Raw genomic sequence first — 18253 nt, 5'->3', positions numbered from 1 at the left:
TGATCCTTGCAGGGGTTGGTGGCGTTCAATGGCGGGGCGTGGGTACTCCATTTTCGACACGGCGATCGGCCGATGCGGAATCGCATGGGGCGAGCTCGGCATAGTCGGCGTGCAGCTTCCCGAGCCGCGCGAGATCGAGACCCGCAAGCGGCTGTTCCAGATCTACCCAGATGCGCGCGAGATGCGGCCGCCCGACGAGATCGGGGCGGCGATCGAGGGCATTGCCGCGACGCTGCGCGGCGGCGACAGCGACCTGACCGGCGTCGCGCTCGACATGACCGGCATCCCGGCCTTCAACCAGCGCGTCTACGAGTTTGCCCGTACCATTCCGCGCGGCGAGACCCGCAGCTATGCCGAGGCGGCAAGCGCGTTGCGTGCCTCCGGCGCGACCTATTCGGTGGCGCAGGCGTTCTCCCGCAATCCCTTCATGATCATCGTGCCCTGCCACCGTGTGCTCGAGGCGGGCCATTATGCCGACCGGATCTCGCCGCATGGCGGCAGCGTCTCGCGGCGCCGGCTGCTCTCGATCGAGGGCGCGCCGCCGAGCGCCAGCAAGACGCTGTTCGACGCGCTGCTGTCCGTTGCACCGCCGCGGCCCTCTCCCTAAATTGAGGGTATGAACCGTACCCCGTTGCTGAAGCGCGATCGCATCACCGTGAACGAGTTTCGTTGCACCGCGGAACGCGGCGACAAGCCGTTCACCGAGCAGTTCGCCAGCCATTCGGTATCCTATGTGCGCAGCGGCAGCTTCGGCTGCCATTGCCGCGGCCGCTTCCATGAATTGGTGGCGGGCTCGATGCTGATCGGCCATCCCGGCGACGAATACACCTGCACCCATGACCATGTCGTCGGCGACGAATGTCTGTCGTTCTTCCTCGATCCGGAGCTGGTGGAGACGATCGGCGACCGCACGGCGGTCTGGCAGGTCGGCTCGGTGCCGCCACTGCCGGAACTGATGGTGCTCGGCGAGCTCGCGCAAACGGCAGCAGCTGGCAACAGCGACGTCGGCCTCGATGAGATCGGTCAGGTATTGACCAGCCGGTTCGTCGAGGTGGTGTCCGACCGCAAGGCGAACAAGCTGACGGCGACGCTGCGCGACCGCCGCCGCGCGGTGGAGACCGCGTTGTGGATCGACGCCAATTCACATCGCGCCATCGATCTCGACGATGCCGCCGAGCAGGCCGGGCTCAGCACCTTCCACTTCCTGCGGCTGTTTTCCGCCGTGCTCGGCGTCACCCCGCATCAATATCTGGTGCGCTCGCGGCTGCGCCATGCGGCGCGCCGGCTGGCCGATGACGACAGCCCGATCACCGACATCGCCTATGACGTCGGCTTCGGCGACCTCTCCAATTTCGTGCGCAGCTTCCACCGCGCCGCCGGCGCCTCGCCGCTCAAGTTCCGCCAGGCCTCGCGCGGCGACCGCAAGATTTTCCAAGAACGCCTTGCACTGCAATAGCTAGGGTTGCTCCACGCCGCGCGTCGATGGACGCGCGCAACGACTGGAGACCCCATCATGTACGACCATATCGGATTGCGCGTTGCCGACCTCGACGCCAGCGTGCGCTTCTACACCGCGGCGCTGGCGCCGCTCGGCTTCGTGCTGTGCTCGCGTGACGACAGCGGCGCCGGCTTCGGCCCCAAGGGCGAGCCCGCGCTCTGGCTGCATCTGCACAAGGGCAAGGCAAACGGCGGCGCCCATGTCGCATTCCGCGCGCCTGATCACGATGCGATCAAGAAATTTTACGGCGAAGGCATCAAGGCCGGCGGCAAGGACAACGGCGCCGCGGGCCACCGCAAGGACTACAGCCCGACCTATTACGCCGCATTCCTGATCGACCCCGACGGCAACAATGTCGAGGCGGTGTGCACGTAGGTGCGCGCGATGCGCTGAATCATGGGGTGGGCAAAGCGAAGCGTGCCCACCTTCACGAGCACAGCGCGGATGGTGGGCACGCTGCGCATTGCTCACCCTACAAGTTCACCTCGCAATGACGATCGTCCAACTCACAAAGGATTCAACTCCATGGCTTCCATCTACAAGGACATCCCGATCGACGCCCCGGCCGACCACGTCTGGGACGCGCTGCGCGATTTCGGCGCGGTGCATACGCGGCTGGCGCCGGGCTTCGTGACCGACACCAAGCTCGACGGCGATGCGCGCATCGTCACGTTCTCCAACGGCTCGGTGGCGCGCGAGACGCTGGTCGATTGCAACGACGGCCGGCGGCGGCTGGTCTATGCGATCAAGAGCGAGCGCCTGACCCAGCACTCGGCCTCCGCCCAGGTGTTCACTGAGGCCGACGGACGCTGCCGCGTGCTGTGGATCACCGACGTGCTGCCGAACGAGGTCGCGCCCTATATCGACGCGCAGATGGATCAGGGGGCAGCTGCGATGCAGCAGGCGCTGGCGCAGTCGGCCAAGGCCAAGAGCGCGGCGTAATCTCCCACGCGTCGTCCCGGCGAAAGCCGGGACCCATAACCACAGGGTCAGGTTGTTGAAACGAGCTGTGGCCGGGGCGATGCGCAACGATCACCTTCGGTGGTTATGGGTCCCGGCCTTCGCCGGGACGACACCGTGGGTGCCTATCAAGACAGCGCCGGCCGCACCTTGGTAACCGGCGCTGGCTTGCCCCAGCGGGTCAGGATCACGCTGAGGCAGGACAGCACGCCGAGCACGCCCATCGATGCGGCCGCGAGGGCGAAGAAGCTTTGCGCGCTCGCCTCATGCGTCGACAGCCACCAGCCGCCGGTGCCGATGAAGATCAGCCGCGCGGTCTGCGCCAGCACCGGGCCGATCACCTTCGCCGCGCCCTGCGAGGAGAAGTACATCGACATCGCCAATCCGATGAAGGCGTACATCGGCGCGGCGGTCGACAGATATTCGTGGCTGGTCGCCCGCACATGCGGATCGCTGGTGAAGAGGTTGACCCACAGATCAGGAAATACTGCGATGAAGCTGCCGACCAGTCCGACCGAGCAGAACGACAGCGCGCCCGCGATCCAGGCGATCCGCCGCGCCCGCGCGATGCGGTCGGCGCCGACCGCCATGCCGATCATCGGCACCGAGGCGATGCCGACCGCGAACGCGACCGAGGTCAGCATGAATTCGAGCCGCGCGCCGATGCCGTAGCCGGCCAGCACCGCGGTGCCGAACTGCGCCAGCATGTGGGTGAAGATCGAGATCGTCAGCACCGATTGCAGCGGCGAGAAGCAGGACACCGCGCCGACCTTGAGGATGTCGATGAACATCGACCACTGCACCCGCAATCCCCTGATCTTCGGCACGACGCGGGCGCGGCCGGAGAACAGGTACCAGCCCATCACGCTGATGCTGATCGTATAGGCGATCAGCGAGCCGGCGGCGACGCCGCGCATGCCGAACTGCGGCACCGGACCGAGGCCGAGCCCGAGCGTGCCGCCGAGGATGATCTGGCAGCACGCCGACGACAGGATCATCGCCGACGGCAGCTTCATGTTGCCGGTGCCGCGCAGGATGCCGGCCATGGTGTTCATCAGCCAGGGCAGGATCGCGCCGCCGAAGAAGATCTGCGAATAGCCGATCGCCTGCGCCAGCACATTGCCGCGGCCGCCGAGCAGCTCGAGCAAACGCGGGCCGAAGATCAGCATGCCGAGCATGAACGTGACGCCGAAGGTCAGACCGATCAGCAGCGCATGCGCGGCGAGCGTCGAGGCGCGCTCGATCTCGCCGGCGCCGAGCGCACGCGCGATCGAGGACGCGACGCCGCCACCCATCGCGCCGCCGGACATCGTCATGGTGAGGATCACGCAGGGAAACAGCAGCGCCATCGCCGCGAGCGACTCGACGCCGAGCCGGCCGATATAGGAGGTCTCCGCGATCACCACGCAGGTGCCGGCGGAGAGCGCGATCACGTTCGGCCAGGCCAGCCGGAGCAGCGTGCGCAGGATCGGCCCGTCGAGCAACGCATTGCGCGCCGGCTTGCTCACCGGCGGCGGCAGCGGCCGCTCCTCTTCGTCGACGGGTATTTCGGCGAGGCCGAGATCGGACATTTCCACTCCCCGCGCGATCTGAGGAGCCGCGCCATGGTGTTTCCCTACCATGGCAAGGCGGGATTCCATGTGCGCGGGACGCAAGGGGGCCCTGCGCGATTGCAGGCGAACTTGAATGAACCTCGGCGCTAGCCGATCGACCAGATCAACGGCGCGCCGGCAGCGCCGTTCGGCTTCAGATGCACCGGAATATGCCGCCCGCAACCGGCGGCCAGCCCCTCTAACAGCCCCGTCAGCACGCTGGCGCAGGCCGGATGATAATCGGCAACATCGGCCATGAGCTTCCAGCCCTGCTGGCGGATTTCGAACTGGCCTTCCGACTGGCTGATCTCGACGACATCATCCTGCGCCTCGAACAGCACGCGCAGGAACGCCGCAAATTCCGCCGCACGGCCACGGCTGCCGCCGAGCGCGTGCGCGACCTCGTCGAAATACTGCATGCCAATCAGTCTGCCGGTGAGATGCAGCAGATAGCGCGCATCCTCCGGGCCGAACACCTGCACGATCACCGGCGCGGCCGTCTTCACATATTCCATCGCATAGTTGCGATAGGCCTTCTCCAGCCGCGGTTTCGGCCAGCTGTCGACCGGCAGTGCCGGCGCGGTGTTCGGGTCGAATAGCGGCGCTTCGAGATGGCGCGCGAAGACGAGACGCTGGTCGAGCTCGAGCGGGTGATCGTATTCGCAGTAATAGCCTTCGAGCCCATCCTGGCCGTCGACGCTCTGCTTGGTGCAGACGAAGCCGAGCCTGAGGTCGCCGAGCGCGACGCCATTGTTGGCGTGCCAGCCGCGCAGCATCGCGCGTGACACTTCGCCGGGCACGCCGCAGATCGCGGTGCCCTTCCAGATCCAGCGCGGCGGCGGATAGCGGATCCACGCCTTGCGGTCGGTCTCATACATGTATTCGACATGCACGCCGCCGATCCAGTTGGAGAGATAGTGATACCGCGCGGCCGCGACCGCCGGCGGCAGGTGATCGAGGCCAAGCTTCGCCAGCCCGGGCAGGAAGCGCTCCTGCTGCTGACGGCGAAACACACGGAAGACGAACTCGGCGGCATCAGCAGTGCCGCGCCGCGTCACCACGGTGAGGATCAGCCCGGTGAAGAAGGCATGATAGAGATCGGCGACGCTGCGCCACTTCCGCCATTGCGCTTCGCGCGCGTCCTGCTCTCCGGTCATGTTCGCTCCCGTGTTCTCACGCGCATGATCGTAGCCCGGATGGAGCGAAGCGCAATCCGGGGAGATGCATCTGCGGATACAGCGGCCCCGGATTTCGCTGCGCTCCATCCGGGCTACGGAATTACATTCACACACTCGCTGTCATCGCCCGGCTCGATCGGGCGATCCAGTATTCCAGAGGCAGTCGTTTTCGATCGAGACGCCGCGGCGTACTGGATTCCCCGCTTTCGCGGGCAATGACAGCGGAGAGAAATCGCTACACGCGAAAATGCTTGGAGAGCTTCAAGCCCTGGGCCTGATAGTTGGAGCCGATGCGCTGGCCGTAGAGCGCATCGGGGCGCTCCAGCATGCGTTCATAGACGAGGCGGCCGACGATCTGGCCGTGCTCGAGGATGAACGGCACCTCGCGCGAGCGCACTTCGAGCACGGCGCGCGCGCCCTTGCCGCCGGCGCCGGCATAGCCGAAGCCGGGGTCGAAGAAGCCGGCATAGTGGACGCGGAATTCGCCGACCAGCGGATCGAACGGCACCATCTCCGCGGCGTAGTCCGGCGGCACCTGCACCGCTTCCTTCGACGCCAGGATGTAGAACTCGCCGGGATCGAGAATGAGGCTGCCGTCGGGGCGCGCCTTGATCGGCTCCCAGAACTCATCGACGGCATAGCCGGCGCGGCGATCGACATCGACCACGCCGGTGTGGCGCTTGGCGCGATAGCCGACGAAGCCGTTCGAGTTCTCGCCGGACAGATCGACCGAGAGCGCGACGCCCTGCGCGAGATCGGCATCGTCGACATCGACCAGCCGTTCGGCGGCATGCAGCGCATCGAGCTCATCCGCGCTGAGGATGGCTTCGCCGATCCGGAAGCGGACCTGGCTGAGCCGCGAGCCCTCGCGCAGCAGCACCGGAAATGTCTTCGGGCTGATCTCGGCATAGAGCGGGCCGTGATAGCCGGCGCCGATCATGTCGAAGCGGCGGGTGCCGTCGGCGATCACGCGGGTGAAGACGTCGAGACGGCCGGTCGAGCTCTTCGGGTTGGCCGCCGCGACGATCTGCGGCGGCAGCGCCAGGCTCTCCAGCAGCGGCACGATGTAGACGCAGTTGGTCTCGAGCACCGCGCCGTCGGACAGATCGATCTCGTGCAGCTTCAGCTGGTCGATCCGCTCGGCGACGGTGGCGTCCGGTCCGGGCAGGAAGCTCGCCCGCACCCGGTAGGCGATGTCGCCGAGCCGCAGATCGAGGCTCGCCGGCTGGATCTGGCTCTCGACGAAGTCATAGGCGGGCAGGATGAGGCCGGCCTCCGCCATCTCCGCGATCATGCGGTCGGGCAGGATTCCGTTGGATTCATCTTCCAGCGTGAACGACACGGCGCGGGTCCCTCGGGAATGGCCCAAAATGATGCCTGGATGGCCATCCAAGCCTCAAAATATGGGCTTTTACGGGTTATCCGATGACCGCCTTGACGGAAAGGGCGCGAGGGAATATCAGCACCACTTATCCCGTGGTGATTTGAGCCGGCCGGCTTGCAGCCACGTTAAATAAGTCGCTAAACAGGCCGGGGACAGTGTGATCCCGGCTTGTGGAGGTAACTCCAGGCCGGTTTTTTTGTGGCCATTTCCCGAAGGGATGGCCGCGTCGGAGGTCACATGTCTGAGTCTGAAGTCACCCGCTATCGTCCCGAAACCCGCCTGGTCCATGGCGGCACCCTGCGCTCGCAATTCGGCGAGACCTCGGAGGGGCTGTTCCTCACCCAAGGCTACGTCTACGACACCGCCGAGCAGTGCGAGGCGCGCTTCAAGGGCCAGGACCCCGGCTTCATCTATTCGCGCTATTCCAACCCGACCATTGCGATGTTCGAGCGCCGCATGATCGAACTCGAGGGCGCCGAAGCCGCGCGCTCGACTGCGACCGGCATGGCCGCGGTCACCACCGCGATCCTCGCCCCGCTGAAGGCCGGCGATCACGTGGTCGCGTCCAAGCAGCTGTTCGGCTCGTGCCTCTACGTGGTACAGGACCTGCTGCCGCGCTACGGCATCGAGACCACGCTGGTCGACGGCCTCGATCTGTCCCAGTGGGAGCGCGCGCTGCGGCCGAACACCAAGACGTTCTTCCTGGAGAGCCCGACCAACCCGACGCTCGATGTGCTCGACATCGCCGCGATCGCCAAGATCGCGCACAGCGGCGGCGCGCGGCTGATCGTCGACAACGTGTTCGCGACGCCGATCTGGCAGAGCCCGCTGTCGCTCGGCGCCGACGTCGTGGTCTATTCCGCGACCAAGCACATCGACGGCCAGGGCCGCTGCCTCGGCGGCGTCATCCTGTCGTCGGAAGCCTTCATCGCCGAGCACATCCATAACTTCATGCGCCAGACCGGCCCGTCGCTGTCGCCGTTCAACGCCTGGGTGCTGCTGAAGGGCCTCGAGACACTCGGCGTCCGCGTCCGCGCCCAGACCGAGAATGCGGCGAAGATCGCCGAGGCGCTGGCGACGCATCCGAAGGTGACCCGGCTGATCTATCCCGGCCGCGCCGACCATCCGCAGGCCGCGACGGTGAAGAAGCAGATGGGCGCCGGCTCGACGCTGGTCGGCTTCGAGGTGAAGGACGGCAAGGCCGGCGCCTTCCGCTGCCTCAACGCGCTGAAGATCGCGCGCATCTCCAACAATCTCGGCGACTCCAAGAGTCTCGTGACGCATCCCGCAACCACCACGCACCAGCGGCTGGCGCCGGAGGCTCGCGCCGAACTCGGCATCAGCGAGGGCTTTATTCGCCTTTCGGCCGGGCTGGAGCATCCGGACGATCTGATCGAGGATCTGGTGCGGGCGCTGGAGAAGGTGTGAGGCCGAGATAGAAGCCGCTGCCACAAGCCGTCGTCCCTGCGAAAGCAGGGACGACACTGATTTTGTGGACTGACTGGCTACGTCGCGGCTGTCGTCACGCCGCCGTCGACCACGATGGTCTGGCCGGTCATGAAGGTCGAGGCGTCGGAGGCGAGATAAGCCACGGCGCCGGCGATCTCGTCGGGCTCGCCGATGCGGCGCAGCGGCGTCGATGCGGTGCGGCGCTTCAGATTGTCCGGATCCTCCCACAGCGCGCGGGCGAAATCGGTCTTCACCAGGCCCGGCGCCACGCAATTGACGCGCACGCCCTTCGGCCCCCACTCGCCGGCGAGGCTGCGGCACAGCGCGAAGTCCGCCGCCTTGGAGATGCCGTAGGCGCCGATCACCGTCGACCCTCGAAGACCGCCGATCGAGGAGATGATCACGACCGAGCCCTTGCCGCGTTCGGCCATCTGCGGGATCGCGAGGGCGCTGAGCCAGATGTTGCTCTTCACGTTGGAGCCCATGATCTTGTCGAAGGCTTCATCGGTGATGTCGAGCAGCGGGCCATAATAGGGATTCACCGCCGCGTTGCAGACGAGGATGTCGATCTTGCCGAACTGCTTGATGGTGCCCGAGATCAGCGCCTCAACCTCGGCGCGGCGCGCGATGTTGCAGGGGATCACGATCGCCTCGCCGCCGGACTTGTTGATGCCGTCGGCGACCTCCTGGCAGGCATCCGCCTTGCGCGAGGAGATCACGACCTTGGCGCCGAGCTTCGCCAGCAGTTCCGCCGAGGAGCGGCCGATGCCGCGGCTCGAGCCGGTGACGACGGCGACCTGGCCAGTGAGATCGAATGGCGTGTTCTTCATTGTTGTTGCCTCCCTGGGGGTTCACACGTCATTCCGGGGCGCGACGCAGTCGCGAACCCGGAATCCGGATGTTATGGCGCGAGATTCCGGGTTCTCGCTGCGCGAGCCCCGGAATGACGGTTGGAGCGTGATCAGGCCAGCAGCCCGCCGCCCTCGCTGACGCGACGCAGATGGTAGTCGGTGTCGCCGAGCGTATTCTCGATCATGGTCAGCCGCTTGAAGTAGTGGCCGATCTTGGCCTCCATCGTCATGCCGATGCCGCCATGGAGCTGGATCGACTGCTGGCCGACGAACTTCAGCGACTTGCCGACCTGCACCTTGGCCGCGGCGACCGCCGATGAACGCTCCTTGGCATCGTCGAAGTCCGACGCCATGGTCGCGAACATCGACATGCTGCGAGCCTGCTCCAGCGCCACGAACATGTCGGCGGCGCGGTGCTGCAGGCTCTGGAACGAGCCGATCGCAACGCCGAACTGCTTGCGGGTCTTGATGTACTCGACGGTCTCCTTCAGCGATTCATCCATCGCACCGACCGCTTCCGCGCACAGCGCGATGCGGGCTTCGTCTGCCACGCGCTCGATCAGCGCCAGTCCGTTCTCGCCATCGCCGATCACAGCGTCCGCGCCGACCTCGACGTTGGTGAAGGTGATGTCGGCCGCGTGCAGGCCGTCCTGGGTCGGATAGCCCTTCTTCGTCACGCCCTTTACGTCAGCCGGCACAAGGAACACGCCGATGCCGCTCTTGTCGCGCTGGCCGCCCTTGGTGCGCGCGGTGACGATCAGCACGTCGGCGTTCTCGCCGTTGAGCACGACGAACTTCTCGCCGTCGATCACCCAGCCGTCGCCCTTCTTCTTCGCCGTGGTGACGACGTCGAACAGGTCGTAGCGCGAGTTCTTCTCGAGCTGCGCGAAGCCGAAGGTCTGGCTGCCGTCGATGATGCCCGGGATGTATTTCGCCTTCTGCTCGGCCGAGCCGCCATGGCGCAGGAAGCCGCCGGCGATCACGACGGTCGCGAGATAAGGCTCGACCACCAGCGCCTTGCCGAGCGCCTCCATCACGATCATGGTCTCGACCGCACCGGCGCCGAAGCCGCCATCGGTTTCCGCGAACGGCAGGCCGAGCAGGCCCTGCTCGGCGAGCTTGCCCCAGACGGCTTTGCTCCAGCCGCCCTTCTCCTTCATGTACTTCTTGCGCGCATCGAAGTCGTAGGCGTCGGTCAGAAGCCCGTCGATGCTTTCCTTGAGAAGCCGCTGCTCCTCGGACAGATCAAAATCCATGTTCGTTCCCTTAAACTGAAAGTCGTTGGCGAAACCGGGGCGCCTTCACCTCTCCCCGCGAAGAGCGGGGAGAGGGAGGAGAAATCAAAGCCCCAGCACCGCCTTGCTGATGATGTTGCGCTGGATCTCGTTGGAGCCGCCGTAGATCGAAACCTTGCGGTTGTTGAAGTAGCTTGGGGCGATCTGCGCGGTCCAATCCATGCTCTCGTTGGAGCCGGCATCGCCGTGCTCGTCATAGGGCGCGGCGAACGGGCCGATCACTTCCATCAGAAGCTCGGTGGTGGTCTGCTGGATCTCGGAGCCCTTGATCTTCAGCACCGAGGACGCCGGGTTGGGCTTGCCCTTGCCGTGCTTGCCCTCGTCGGCAACGACGCGCAGCTGCGTCAGCTCGAGCGCCTTGAGCTCGATCTCGCAGGCGGTGAGCTTCTCGCGGAACGCGGGATCCTCGATGATGGCGCGGCCGCCGGCCTCGACCTTCGACGCCAGCGCGCGGATGCGGCGCAGCCGCTCCTTGGAGACGCCGACCCGGGCGATGCCGGTGCGCTCATTGCCGAGCAGGAATTTGGCGTAATCCCAGCCCTTGTTCTCCTCGCCGATCAGGTTCTCGTAGGGCACCTCGACGTCGTCGAAGAACACTTCGTTGACCTCGTGGCCGCCGTCGATGGTCTGGATCGGGCGCACCGTGACGCCCTTCGACTTCATCGAGAACACGATGAAGGAGATGCCCATCTGCTTCTTCGCCGCCGGATCGGTGCGGCACAGGCAGAAGATCATGTCGGCGTGCTGGGCGAGCGTGGTCCAGGTCTTCTGGCCGTTGATGATCCACTTGTCGCCACGGCGCTCGGCCTTGGTCTTAAGCGAGGCGAGGTCCGACCCCGAGCCCGGCTCCGAGAAGCCCTGGCACCACCAGTCGTCGACATTGGCGATGCGCGGCAGGTATTCCTTCTTCTGCTTCTCGTTGCCGAAGGTGTAGATGACCGGGCCGACCATGCTGACGCCGAAGGCGAGCGGCTGCGGCGCCGGATAGGACTGCAGCTCTTCGTTGAAGATGTAGTGCTGCACGCTGGTCCAGCCGGTGCCGCCATATTCCTTCGGCCAGTGGGTGGTGCCCCAACCCTTCTTGTTGAGGATGCGCCACCAGGTGACCATCTCGTCCTTCGACAGATGGCGGCCTTCCTGCAGCTTGCGGCGGGTGTCCGGCGGCACGTTGTTCTTGAAGAAGTCCCGCACTTCTTCGCGGAACGCTATCTCTTCCTTGGTGAAAGCGAGATCCATCGGATCCTCCTTTGAACGAATGATCTTGGTTCGTATCTCTACTCGGTCGTCCCGGCGAAGGCCGGGACCCATAACCACCGGCCTTGATTGGTTGAAGAAGCCGACTGCGGCTTGTGCCCTTTGCCAAGGCCGCGGCGTATGGGTCCCGGCCTTCGCCGGGACGACGGCAGCACATTTTGGTGCGCCACATCGGTCATGAGCGCGACCCCGCAGCAGTCTGCTCTGGCGTGGGTTGAGGTATCTTGGGCTGCTGCTGGCGCAGTTCGTGGCGCGACAGCTTGCCGACCGGGGTGCGCGGCAGCTCGACGACGAACTCCACCGCCGCCGGCAATTCATGCTTGCCGAGCTTGCCGGTGAGGAACGTCCGCAGCTCGTCGATCGAAAACGTCGTCTCGCCGTCGCGCAGCTTGATGAAGGCCTTTGCCGCCTCGCCGCGATAATCGTCGGGGATGCCGATCACGATCACTTCCTGCACGGCAGGATGGGTGTAGATCGCCTGCTCGATCATCTGCGGATAGACGTTGAAGCCGCCGGAGATGATCATGTCCTTCTTGCGGTCGACCAGGTAGAAATAGCCGTCGGCGTCCATGTAGCCGATGTCGCCGGTGAGGAAGCGGTCGCCGACGAAAGCCTCCGCGGTTTCCGCGGGCCTGTTCCAGTAGCCCTTGGTGACGTTCGGGCCGCGAATGCGGATCTCGCCGACCTCGCCGACCGGCATCACCCTGGTGGAATCCTCCAGCGACACCACGTCCATCTCGATGCCGGGCAGCATCAGGCCGATCGAGCCGGGCTTCTCCGGCCCTTCCTTCGGATGGCCGGTGCCGGGCGAGCAGGTTTCGGTCATGCCCCAGCCGCTCTTCAGCTTCATGCCGACGCGGCGCTCGAAGATATTGGCGACCTCGACCGGCAGCGGCGCGCCGCCGGAGCCGGCGACCACCAGCGACGAAAGGTCGCGCTTGTCGAGATCGGGCAGCGAGGCGATCGCAATCCACATCGTCGGCACGCCGGGGAACACCGTCGCGCGCTTGACCTCGATGTCGCGCATCACGGCCTCGACGTCGAAGCGCTGATGCAGCGAGATCAGGTGGCCGCGCCGGATCACCGACAGCAGCACGACCGTCAGTGCGTAGATATGGAACAGCGGCAGCACGCAGATCACGCGCTCGATCGCGTTGCGTTCGAGGCGGGCCGGCCTGCCCCAGACGTCGTAGATCGAGACTGCCGCGGTGAGATTGCCGTGGCTCAGCATCGCGCCCTTCGGCAGGCCGGTGGTGCCGCCGGTATATTGCAGCAGCGCGACGTCCTCGACGTCGACCGCCGGCCATTGCGCGGGCTTCGACGCGCCGTCGATGAATTTGCTGCGCGTGACGATCCTGGGATCGTCGCGCAACGCGGCTTGCTGTGTGCCGACCTTGCCCCAATGATCGTCCTCGCAGACGATGAGACGGTCGAGCAGGCCCTTGTCGAGGAATTTCAGCGCGGTCGGCAGCAGCGCGGACAGATTGCTGGTGACCAGCACCCGCGCGCCGGAATCGGACAGCTTGTGCGACAGCGCGATCTCGCCGTCGAGCGGCGACAGGTGCACGACGCGCGCGCCGGCCTTCAGCGCGCCGAAGAAGTTGATCGGATGATCCGGCGAGTTGCCGAGGAACAGCGCGACCGAGGTGCCCTTGCCATAGCCGGCGCGCAGGAAGGCGGCAGCGGCGGTCTCGACCAGCGCTTCCAGCTCGCTGTAGCTGATCGGCCGTTCCCGGAATTCGAGCACCGGGCGGGCGCCGAATTCAGCGGCGGCGCGCGAGAGCAGGTCCGGCAGCGTGCCGCGCGTGATCTCGTCGCTCCACTGCACGCCCTTGGGATAATATCGTTCGCCGGGATAGGTCATGAAGGTTCTTGATTCCGTGAGGTGACCCCGCTGCGCGGGCTCCCCTCCCTGTGGGGTCGAGACGAGCGGAGCTCGCTCTTAGGGGTTGGGGGAAGGGGGTCCACACGGGTAGTCCCGATGCGGCCACCCCTCTCCCTAACCCTCTCCCGCAAGGGGAGAGGGAACCCTAACACCGAGTCCGTCTCGCAAAGCAGATCACGCCGCCTTCGACGGCGCGGCGAGTGAGGCGAAGGTCTTGCCTTCATCCGCGAGCTTCTTGAGCAGCGGCGCCGGCTCGAGCGAGGGATCGTTGGTCTCCTTGGCGTAGAAGGCCAGGCGATCGGCGATGTGCTTGAGACCCACGGTGTCGGCCCAGTACATCGGGCCGCCGCGATAGATCGGCCAGCCGTAGCCATAGAGCCAGACCACGTCGATATCGGACGGCCGCGCCGCGATGCCCTCGGCGAGGATCTTCGCGCCCTCGTTGATCATCGGGTACATCATGCGCTCGAGGATCTCGTCGTCGCTGACGACGCGCTTCTTGCGGCCGAGCCGCGCCAGCGTCTCGTCGATCAGCTTCTCGACCTCCGGATCGGGCAGCGCCGCGCGCGAGCCCGGCTCATACTTGTAGTAGCCCTTGCCGGTCTTCTGGCCGAAGCGGCCGGCCTCGCACAGCGCGTCCGCGATCTCCGACTTGATGCCGCGGTCCTTGCGCGAGCGCCAGCCGATGTCGAGGCCGGCGAGATCGCCCATCGCAAACGGGCCCATCGGCATGCCGAACTTGGTCACGACCGCGTCGACCTGCTGCGGCAGCGCGCCTTCGAACAGCAGCTTCTCGGACTGCTTGCCGCGCTGCGCCAGCATGCGGTTGCCGACGAAGCCGTCGCAGACGCCGACCACCGCCGGCACCTTGGCGATCTTGCGCGCGATCGAGACGGCGGTGACGAGCGCGTCCGGCGCGGTCTTGTCGGCGCGCACGATCTCGCACAGCTTCATGACGTTGGCCGGCGAGAAGAAATGCATGCCGAGCACGTCCTGCGGACGCTTGGTCGCCTGCGCGATCTCGTCGATGTTGAGATAGGAGGTGTTGGAGGCGAGCACCGCGCCGGGCTTGGCGTATTGATCGAGCTTGCCGAACACTTCCTTCTTCACCGCCATGGTCTCGAACACGGCTTCGATGACCAGATCGGCGTCGCCGATGTTCTCGATGCCGACCACGCCGTTGATCAGCGCCATGCGCTTGGCCGGCGCATCGGCCGGGATGCCGCCGCGCGCCGCGGTGGCCTCGTAGTTCTTCTGCATGATGCCCATGCCGCGCTTGAGCTGCTCCTCGCCGGTCTCGATCAGCGTGACCGGAATGCCGGCATTGGCGAACGACATCGCGATGCCGCCGCCCATGGTGCCAGCGCCGAGGATCGCGACCCGCGCGACGTTGCGCGACTTGGTGCCGTCGGGCACGCCGGCGATCTTGTTGGCCTCGCGCTCGGCGAAGAACGCATAGCGCTGCGCCTTCGACTGCGGGCCGTTCATCAGCTTGAGGAAGCCCTCGCGCTCCTTCTTCAGGCCCTCATCGAACGGGAAGTCGATCGCGGCACCGACGGCGTCGGCCGCGGCGAACGGCGCCTCCAGCCCGCGCGCCTTCTTGGTCAGCGCGGCGACCGCGTTGGTGAAGATCGAGCGGTCGGCCTTGGCCGCCGCGAGCTTGCTGTCGTCGTCGCGCAGCCGGCGCAGCGGACGCTTCTCGGCCACGACCTTGCGGGCGAACGCGATGCCGCCTTCGGCGGGGCCTTCCACGATCTCCTCGATCAGGCCGGCCTTGAGCGCTTCCGACGCGCCGATCGGATCGCCTCCGACGACCATCTTGACCGCCAGCTCGGGCCCGACCGCGCGCGGCAGCCGCTGGGTGCCGCCGGCGCCCGGCAGCAGGCCGAGCTTCACCTCGGGCAGGCCGAGCCGCGCATCCTTGACGGCGACGCGGTAGTGGCATGCCAGCGCGACCTCGAGGCCGCCGCCGAGCGCAGTGCCGTGGATGGCGGCGACGATCGGCTTCGGCGACTCGTCCATCAGCGCCAGCACCTCGGCGAGGCCGGGCGGCTGCGGCGGCTTGCCGAACTCGGTGATGTCGGCGCCGGCGATGAAGGTGCGGCCGTCGCAGGTCAGCACGATGCCCTGCACCTGCGGATCGGCGACCGCGCTCTTCACGCAATCGAAGATGCCGCCGCGCACTGCTGCGCTCAGCGCATTCACAGGGGGGCTGTTAACCGTGATGACGGCAATGTTGTCACGACGCTCGAGCTTGACGACTTCACTCACCGGGACTCTCCCTGGATGCTTGTTCTTGAACTTGTGTTGAGTAGCTGCGCGACTTGCGTCGAGAAGCTACGTTCCTGGCTGCTTCATACTAATTTCGCACTGCGAAATTAAATTCCACATCTTGACAGCGAGGGTTATTTTGAAGCACGTGCGTTGTCAACGAGCATGACAAAGCGGCAGGGAATGAAACGTCCAGTTAAGAAGGCAGCGACTGATCGCAACTTCGTCGTCGCGCTTTCCCGCGGCCTCGATGTGTTGCGCGCATTCCAGCCCAATGACGGGCTGCTTGGCAATCAAGAGATTGCGGCCCGCACCAAATTACCGAAGCCGACCATTTCCCGCCTGACCTACACGCTGACCAAGCTGGGATACCTTACACCTGTTCCAAGGTTCGAGAAGTACCAGCTCGCGCCGTCGGCGATGGCGCTGGGCTACGCGGCGCTCGCCAATCTCGGCGTTCGGCATTTGTCCGAGCCGTATCGAGAGGAAGTGATGCGCGCGACCGGCGGCGCCGTCGCGATCGGCGGCCGCGACCGTCACAGCATGATCTATTTCGGGCAGAGCCGGAACGGCCTTGCGCTCGGCGTGCAGCTCGACGTCGGCTCGCGGGTGCCGATCGCGACCACCGCGATGGGACGCGCCTACATTTGGTCATTGCAGCCGGACGACCGTGCGGCTTTACTGCGCGAGTTGCGCGATCACTATGGCAGCCGCTGGGCCAAGATGCGCGACGGCATCGAGCGCTCCGGCGAGACGGTGGCGAAGCACGGCTTCGCGATGTCCACCGGCGACTGGCAGGACGATGTGGCCGCGGTCGGCGTGGCCTTGAAGCTGAACGACGGAACCGGTCCCTACGCTTTCAATTGCGGAGCACCGGCATTCCGCTTCACGGAAGACAGATTGCTCAACGACATTGGACCTCGCCTTGTCGCGATGGTAAGGAACATTGAACTGGCGCTTGGTGGGATAGCGCCGCAATCCAAAAAAGAAGACGGCAAGAAGTCCAGAGTAGGAGGGAAAGTTGCACGTTTGGCCGAGGGGATCTGACATCCGCCATCACGACCGGCGAGGCACATCGCTGGGTCGCTCGCACCGCGTGACGATGGCGGGCGAGACGAGATGACGCAGGCACAGCTCGCGCAGGGCAATGCGCCTCTGCTCGCGGTTCGCGACGTCAGCGTCGTGTTCGGCGGCATCATCGCGCTGAATGGCGTGACCTTCGACATGCACAAGGGTGCGATCCTCGGCCTGATCGGGCCGAACGGCGCCGGCAAGACCACGCTGTTCAACTGCCTGTCGCGACTCTACCAGCCTTCATCCGGCGACATCCTGATGGAAGGCACCAGCATCCTGACGCGACCGCCGCACAAGATCGCCGAGATCGGCATCGGCCGCACCTTCCAGAACGTTGCGCTGTTTCCCAACCTGTCCGTGATCGACAACGTGCGCGTCGGCGCCCATGCGCGCACCTCGAGCGACATCGTCAGCGACTCGCTGAAGCTCGCCTGGGTTCGCCGCGGCGAATCCGAGATGAACAAGAAGGTGCACGAGATCCTCGCCTATCTCGATCTCGAGAGCGTCGCGCACACCGTGGTCTCGGGGCTGCCCTTCGGCACCCAGAAGCGCGTCGAGCTGGCGCGCGCATTGGCCGCAGATCCGAAGATCCTGCTGCTCGACGAGCCGGCCGGCGGCCTCAACCATGAGGAAGTCTATGTGCTCGGCGACCTGATCCGCAAGATCCGCGACGAGCGCCACATGACGGTGCTGCTGGTCGAGCACCACATGGGCCTCGTGATGTCGATCGCCGACCACGTCGTCGCGCTCAACTTCGGCCGCAAGCTCGCCGAGGGCACGCCGGCCCAGGTCCAGGCCGACCCGGATGTGATCAAGGCCTATCTGGGGAGCAAGGACCAATGACCGCGATGCTCAACGTCAAGGACCTGCGCGCCTATTACGGTCAGGTGCAGGCCCTGCACGGCCTGTCCTTCTCGCTCAACGAGGGTTCGCTGACCACGCTGCTCGGCGCCAACGGCGCCGGCAAGACCACGACGCTGCGCGCGATCTGCAACATGGTGCGCTCGACCGGCGCGATCGAGTTCGAGGGCAAGCCGATCGGCACCCGCTCGACCGAGAACGTGGTCCGCCTCGGCATCGCCCACGTGCCGCAGGGCCGCGGCACCTTCACCAACATGACGGTGGAGGAGAATTTGCAGCTCGGCGCCATCAGCCGCTCCGACAAGAAGGCGATCGTCGCCGACATCGAGCGGATGTACGAGCACTTCCCGGTGCTGAAGCAGCGCTACACCCAGCAGGCCGGCACGCTGTCCGGCGGCGAGCAGCAGATGCTCGCGGTGGCGCGCGCGTTGATGCTGCGGCCGCGGCTGATGCTGCTCGACGAGCCGTCGTTCGGCCTCGCGCCGCTGATCGTGCGCGACCTGTTCCGCATCCTCGGCAAGATCAATCGCGAGGAGAAGGTGACCATCCTGGTGGTCGAGCAGAACGCCCAGCTGGCGCTCGAGCTCGCCGACCAGGCCTATGTGATCGAAACCGGACGGATCGTGATGTCGGGCAATGCCAAGGACATCGCGAACAACGAAGACGTCCGTAAATCCTATCTCGGCTACTGAGGGAGCAGG

At 65.8% G+C, this 18253-nt stretch carries 16 protein-coding genes and 1 riboswitch; of the genes, 8 read left to right on the top strand and 8 right to left on the bottom strand.

The window, feature by feature from the left end; genetic code table 11:
• The first annotated feature begins 28 nt into the window (after positions 1 to 28).
• The 4 genes from JQ633_RS06470 (at position 29) to JQ633_RS06455 (ending at position 2440) form a co-directional block, all read left to right on the top strand.
• Positions 29 to 607, top strand: a complete 579-nt coding sequence (locus JQ633_RS06470) for a methylated-DNA--[protein]-cysteine S-methyltransferase (protein ID WP_211983647.1) — start codon at positions 29 to 31, stop codon at positions 605 to 607.
• A 9-nt stretch (positions 608 to 616) separates the two neighbouring features.
• On the top strand, positions 617 to 1456 hold the full coding sequence (locus JQ633_RS06465; RefSeq protein ID WP_211983645.1) for a helix-turn-helix transcriptional regulator: 840 nt from the start codon (positions 617 to 619) through the stop codon (positions 1454 to 1456).
• Between the two features lie 57 nt (positions 1457 to 1513).
• The gene (locus JQ633_RS06460; RefSeq protein WP_211983644.1) at positions 1514 to 1873 is read left to right on the top strand and encodes a VOC family protein; all 360 of its coding nucleotides are present in this window, start codon (positions 1514 to 1516) and stop codon (positions 1871 to 1873) included.
• Between the two features lie 150 nt (positions 1874 to 2023).
• Positions 2024 to 2440 carry an SRPBCC family protein gene (locus tag JQ633_RS06455; protein ID WP_211983642.1) on the top strand — a complete coding sequence of 139 codons (417 nt, stop codon included), beginning with the start codon at positions 2024 to 2026 and terminating at the stop codon, positions 2438 to 2440.
• A 146-nt stretch (positions 2441 to 2586) separates the two neighbouring features.
• Here JQ633_RS06455 and JQ633_RS06450 read toward each other — a convergent pair whose 3' ends face one another.
• From JQ633_RS06450 to JQ633_RS06440, 3 genes are all read right to left on the bottom strand, one after another.
• The gene (locus JQ633_RS06450) at positions 2587 to 4029 is read right to left on the bottom strand and encodes an MATE family efflux transporter (RefSeq protein WP_211983640.1); all 1443 of its coding nucleotides are present in this window, start codon (positions 4027 to 4029) and stop codon (positions 2587 to 2589) included.
• A 128-nt stretch (positions 4030 to 4157) separates the two neighbouring features.
• On the bottom strand, positions 4158 to 5207 hold the full coding sequence (locus JQ633_RS06445) for a hypothetical protein (protein ID WP_211983638.1): 1050 nt from the start codon (positions 5205 to 5207) through the stop codon (positions 4158 to 4160).
• A 256-nt stretch (positions 5208 to 5463) separates the two neighbouring features.
• A complete protein-coding gene (locus JQ633_RS06440) occupies positions 5464 to 6570 on the bottom strand; it encodes a 2'-deoxycytidine 5'-triphosphate deaminase (RefSeq protein WP_211983636.1) in 1107 nt (368 codons plus the stop codon).
• 124 nt (positions 6571 to 6694) lie between these two features.
• Positions 6695 to 6774: riboswitch (SAM riboswitch) on the top strand.
• 75 nt (positions 6775 to 6849) lie between these two features.
• On the opposite strand from JQ633_RS06440, the gene JQ633_RS06435 reads away from it, so the two are divergent.
• Complete coding sequence (locus JQ633_RS06435) at positions 6850 to 8040, top strand: O-succinylhomoserine sulfhydrylase (protein ID WP_211983634.1); 1191 nt, start codon at positions 6850 to 6852, stop codon at positions 8038 to 8040.
• Between the two features lie 77 nt (positions 8041 to 8117).
• Here JQ633_RS06435 and JQ633_RS06430 read toward each other — a convergent pair whose 3' ends face one another.
• The 5 genes from JQ633_RS06430 to JQ633_RS06410 form a co-directional block, all read right to left on the bottom strand.
• The gene (locus JQ633_RS06430; protein WP_211983632.1) at positions 8118 to 8891 is read right to left on the bottom strand and encodes an SDR family NAD(P)-dependent oxidoreductase; all 774 of its coding nucleotides are present in this window, start codon (positions 8889 to 8891) and stop codon (positions 8118 to 8120) included.
• A gap of 131 nt (positions 8892 to 9022) precedes the next feature.
• The gene (gene pimD, locus JQ633_RS06425) at positions 9023 to 10168 is read right to left on the bottom strand and encodes a pimeloyl-CoA dehydrogenase small subunit (protein ID WP_211983630.1); all 1146 of its coding nucleotides are present in this window, start codon (positions 10166 to 10168) and stop codon (positions 9023 to 9025) included.
• An 84-nt stretch (positions 10169 to 10252) separates the two neighbouring features.
• The gene (gene pimC / locus JQ633_RS06420) at positions 10253 to 11443 is read right to left on the bottom strand and encodes a pimeloyl-CoA dehydrogenase large subunit (RefSeq protein WP_211983628.1); all 1191 of its coding nucleotides are present in this window, start codon (positions 11441 to 11443) and stop codon (positions 10253 to 10255) included.
• A 193-nt stretch (positions 11444 to 11636) separates the two neighbouring features.
• Positions 11637 to 13325 (bottom strand): dicarboxylate--CoA ligase PimA, encoded by a 1689-nt coding sequence (gene pimA / locus JQ633_RS06415; RefSeq protein WP_211983619.1) that lies wholly within the window; start codon positions 13323 to 13325, stop codon positions 11637 to 11639.
• A gap of 195 nt (positions 13326 to 13520) precedes the next feature.
• The gene (locus JQ633_RS06410; protein WP_211983617.1) at positions 13521 to 15617 is read right to left on the bottom strand and encodes a 3-hydroxyacyl-CoA dehydrogenase NAD-binding domain-containing protein; all 2097 of its coding nucleotides are present in this window, start codon (positions 15615 to 15617) and stop codon (positions 13521 to 13523) included.
• 183 nt (positions 15618 to 15800) lie between these two features.
• Here JQ633_RS06410 and JQ633_RS06405 point away from each other — a divergent pair, with 183 nt between their 5' ends.
• From JQ633_RS06405 to JQ633_RS06395, 3 genes are all read left to right on the top strand, one after another.
• Complete coding sequence (locus JQ633_RS06405) at positions 15801 to 16664, top strand: IclR family transcriptional regulator (protein WP_211983615.1); 864 nt, start codon at positions 15801 to 15803, stop codon at positions 16662 to 16664.
• Positions 16665 to 16736: 72 nt separating this feature from the next.
• Positions 16737 to 17534, top strand: coding sequence for an ABC transporter ATP-binding protein (locus tag JQ633_RS06400; protein WP_211983613.1), 798 nt, complete (start codon positions 16737 to 16739; stop codon positions 17532 to 17534).
• Positions 17531 to 18244 carry an ABC transporter ATP-binding protein gene (locus JQ633_RS06395; protein ID WP_211983611.1) on the top strand — a complete coding sequence of 238 codons (714 nt, stop codon included), beginning with the start codon at positions 17531 to 17533 and terminating at the stop codon, positions 18242 to 18244. The genes JQ633_RS06400 and JQ633_RS06395 overlap by 4 nt, the downstream gene beginning before the upstream one ends.
• Positions 18245 to 18253 lie beyond the last annotated feature (9 nt).

It is taken from the genome of Bradyrhizobium tropiciagri, assembly GCF_018130505.1.
Lineage (GTDB): Bacteria > Pseudomonadota > Alphaproteobacteria > Rhizobiales > Xanthobacteraceae > Bradyrhizobium > Bradyrhizobium tropiciagri_B.
This window is presented reverse-complemented; position numbering and strand designations above follow the sequence as displayed.

Excerpts from the sequence above, each read along its gene's own strand:
- JQ633_RS06435 (WP_211983634.1), top strand. The coding sequence starts at position 6,850 with ATGTCTGAGTCTGAAGTCACCCGCTATCGTCCCGAAACCCGCCTGGTC.
- pimC (WP_211983628.1), bottom strand. The coding sequence starts at position 11,443 with ATGGATCTCGCTTTCACCAAGGAAGAGATAGCGTTCCGCGAAGAAGTG.
- JQ633_RS06430 (WP_211983632.1), bottom strand. The coding sequence starts at position 8,891 with ATGAAGAACACGCCATTCGATCTCACTGGCCAGGTCGCCGTCGTCACC.
- pimA (WP_211983619.1), bottom strand. The coding sequence starts at position 13,325 with ATGACCTATCCCGGCGAACGATATTATCCCAAGGGCGTGCAGTGGAGC.
- JQ633_RS06405 (WP_211983615.1), top strand. The coding sequence starts at position 15,801 with ATGAAACGTCCAGTTAAGAAGGCAGCGACTGATCGCAACTTCGTCGTC.
- JQ633_RS06470 (WP_211983647.1), top strand. The coding sequence starts at position 29 with ATGGCGGGGCGTGGGTACTCCATTTTCGACACGGCGATCGGCCGATGC.
- JQ633_RS06450 (WP_211983640.1), bottom strand. The coding sequence starts at position 4,029 with ATGTCCGATCTCGGCCTCGCCGAAATACCCGTCGACGAAGAGGAGCGG.
- JQ633_RS06445 (WP_211983638.1), bottom strand. The coding sequence starts at position 5,207 with ATGACCGGAGAGCAGGACGCGCGCGAAGCGCAATGGCGGAAGTGGCGC.
- JQ633_RS06465 (WP_211983645.1), top strand. The coding sequence starts at position 617 with ATGAACCGTACCCCGTTGCTGAAGCGCGATCGCATCACCGTGAACGAG.
- JQ633_RS06455 (WP_211983642.1), top strand. The coding sequence starts at position 2,024 with ATGGCTTCCATCTACAAGGACATCCCGATCGACGCCCCGGCCGACCAC.
- JQ633_RS06400 (WP_211983613.1), top strand. The coding sequence starts at position 16,737 with ATGACGCAGGCACAGCTCGCGCAGGGCAATGCGCCTCTGCTCGCGGTT.
- pimD (WP_211983630.1), bottom strand. The coding sequence starts at position 10,168 with ATGGATTTTGATCTGTCCGAGGAGCAGCGGCTTCTCAAGGAAAGCATC.
- JQ633_RS06395 (WP_211983611.1), top strand. The coding sequence starts at position 17,531 with ATGACCGCGATGCTCAACGTCAAGGACCTGCGCGCCTATTACGGTCAG.
- JQ633_RS06460 (WP_211983644.1), top strand. The coding sequence starts at position 1,514 with ATGTACGACCATATCGGATTGCGCGTTGCCGACCTCGACGCCAGCGTG.